The 1,644-nt window shown below is 39.7% G+C and carries 6 protein-coding genes; all 6 read left to right on the top strand.

Annotated features, from left to right (window positions below; translation table 11 throughout):
• The coding region (locus PG766_RS16810) for a hypothetical protein (protein WP_270591402.1) at positions 1-327 on the top strand (327 nt) is incomplete at its 5' end.
• Positions 328-331: 4 nt separating this feature from the next.
• Positions 332-580: a Lar family restriction alleviation protein gene (locus PG766_RS16805; RefSeq protein ID WP_178413918.1), complete on the top strand. Its 249-nt coding sequence runs from the start codon at positions 332-334 to the stop codon at positions 578-580.
• Positions 577-873 (top strand): hypothetical protein, encoded by a 297-nt coding sequence (locus PG766_RS16800; protein WP_270591400.1) that lies wholly within the window; start codon positions 577-579, stop codon positions 871-873. Before PG766_RS16805 ends, PG766_RS16800 begins: the two co-directional genes overlap by 4 nt.
• Positions 863-1,087 carry a hypothetical protein gene (locus PG766_RS16795; RefSeq protein WP_270591399.1) on the top strand — a complete coding sequence of 75 codons (225 nt, stop codon included), beginning with the start codon at positions 863-865 and terminating at the stop codon, positions 1,085-1,087. The genes PG766_RS16800 and PG766_RS16795 overlap by 11 nt, the downstream gene beginning before the upstream one ends.
• Positions 1,084-1,413, top strand: coding sequence for a hypothetical protein (locus tag PG766_RS16790; RefSeq protein WP_270591398.1), 330 nt, complete (start codon positions 1,084-1,086; stop codon positions 1,411-1,413). Before PG766_RS16795 ends, PG766_RS16790 begins: the two co-directional genes overlap by 4 nt.
• A partial coding sequence (locus PG766_RS16785; protein WP_270591397.1) for a YopX family protein occupies positions 1,406-1,644 on the top strand: 239 nt, incomplete at its 3' end. The genes PG766_RS16790 and PG766_RS16785, both read left to right, overlap by 8 nt.

Below are 1,644 nucleotides of genomic sequence, written 5' to 3'. Positions count from 1 at the left end.
ATGGTAAATCCAAGTGCAATTGGATACCGTAATGATATGGGGGTGGTAAAGGAGAAAAAAATGGGAAAATTGTCAAGAAGAGATATGGAAGAGTTAAGAGAAGCCTGCAGCTACGATTGCGGATATACCGATACAGAAGAGGTTGTAAAAGATATCACAGCACAGGTTCTTGAAGAATTGGATTCGGATACAACATATGGAGATGAGGTTGGTCTGGTAGACAGCGACAGAGGCGAAGAATTTACAACACTGGATGACTTTGTGAGAATCTTCTGGGATAAGGCAGTAGAAAAGATCCTGAATGTTGTAGAGTCACAGGGGAGGTAAGCACATGGAAAATAGAGAATTAAAAGCGTGTCCATTTTGCGGTGAAGAGCCAACCATGACAACAGTAGGCAACACATCAAGTAATTATGATGTGGGCTTTGATTTTTATGTAAAATGTTATGGATGCGGAATTAGTCTTCCAAGACGATATGAAGTAAGAATGACACTTGAAAATGGTGAGCTGAGAATAACAAAAGACGAAAGAAACAAAGCGATTGAGGAATGGAACAAGAGAGGAAAAAAAGACCAATGAAACTGATTGATGCGGACGCACTAATAAAAAGACTTGATTTAGGCAGTGAAGATACTTTTGTCTTTGTGAATTTTAAAGACATCGTGGAAATTATAAAAAAACAGCCAGAAGCGTACAAAGCAGATGTTGTAGCAACTGAGTTGGAGCAATTAAAGTTGGATGGAGCTTGCAATAATGAAGACTGCAGACATTGCAAATATTTCGCAGAGTGCTGGGATGGAGAAATGAGTAGCTATCTTGCGCTGGATAAAGCGATTGAAATCGTAAAGAGGAGTGGACTGGATGAAAGTTAAGATCGAAGACTTCTTACTGGCAATGGGAGATTATTGCAGAGAGCATAGTACTGAAGAGTGTGCTTCTTGCAAAATGAGTGTAGATCATGAAGATCCGGGCGATGGTACAGTTTTTTATGGATGCGCTATGTTTGGATGCGAGTATCCAAAATATGCCAAGATGGTGAAAAAAGAAATTTTGAAGTACATGAAAGAAAAGGGGAAAAATCAATGATTAAAGGCAAAGCAAAAATGGAGTTCGGAACAGGTGATATCAGAATGACTGGCGCTTTGAGCGGTGGCATCGGAGCATTGTGCTGTATTACACAGGAACCACATAAGATAGGGGAAATAGTTTCGGTCGAAGATACATGGAATGTAGATCAGGCGGAAGTTATCCTGACATTCACGAAGACAGAAAGTATAGATGCACTCATAGCAGAATTGCAAGACGTAAAAGCAATGATGAATGGAAGTTATCCATTTGAGAATGGAAGAGTCATGCAAAAAGATTTAGATTTTGATGCATTTATACGTAGAGAGGATATAGAAGATGAATAGAGAGATTCTTTTTAGAGCGAAGAAAGTTGACGGTGGAGAATGGGTTGAGGGATATGTGGTTCAAAGATATGGTGCATGGTTCATGTATGATATCAAAAATGCGGATACGTGCAGACAGAATAGCTATCTCGTTGATTCGGATACGATCTGCCGGTACACTGGACTCACGGATAAGAATGGAAAGAAGATATGGGAGAATGATATCCTTATGTGCCATGATAATCCGGTTGA

Source organism: Coprococcus sp. LG101-27 (assembly GCF_027695515.1).
Taxonomy (GTDB): domain Bacteria; phylum Bacillota; class Clostridia; order Lachnospirales; family Lachnospiraceae; genus Allocoprococcus; species Allocoprococcus comes.
This window is presented reverse-complemented; position numbering and strand designations above follow the sequence as displayed.

What these genes read in the sequence shown, in the direction of transcription:
- PG766_RS16805 (WP_178413918.1), top strand. Translation starts at nt 332, where the DNA reads ATGGAAAATAGAGAATTAAAAGCGTGTCCATTTTGCGGTGAAGAGCCA.
- PG766_RS16800 (WP_270591400.1), top strand. Translation starts at nt 577, where the DNA reads ATGAAACTGATTGATGCGGACGCACTAATAAAAAGACTTGATTTAGGC.
- PG766_RS16795 (WP_270591399.1), top strand. Translation starts at nt 863, where the DNA reads ATGAAAGTTAAGATCGAAGACTTCTTACTGGCAATGGGAGATTATTGC.
- PG766_RS16790 (WP_270591398.1), top strand. Translation starts at nt 1,084, where the DNA reads ATGATTAAAGGCAAAGCAAAAATGGAGTTCGGAACAGGTGATATCAGA.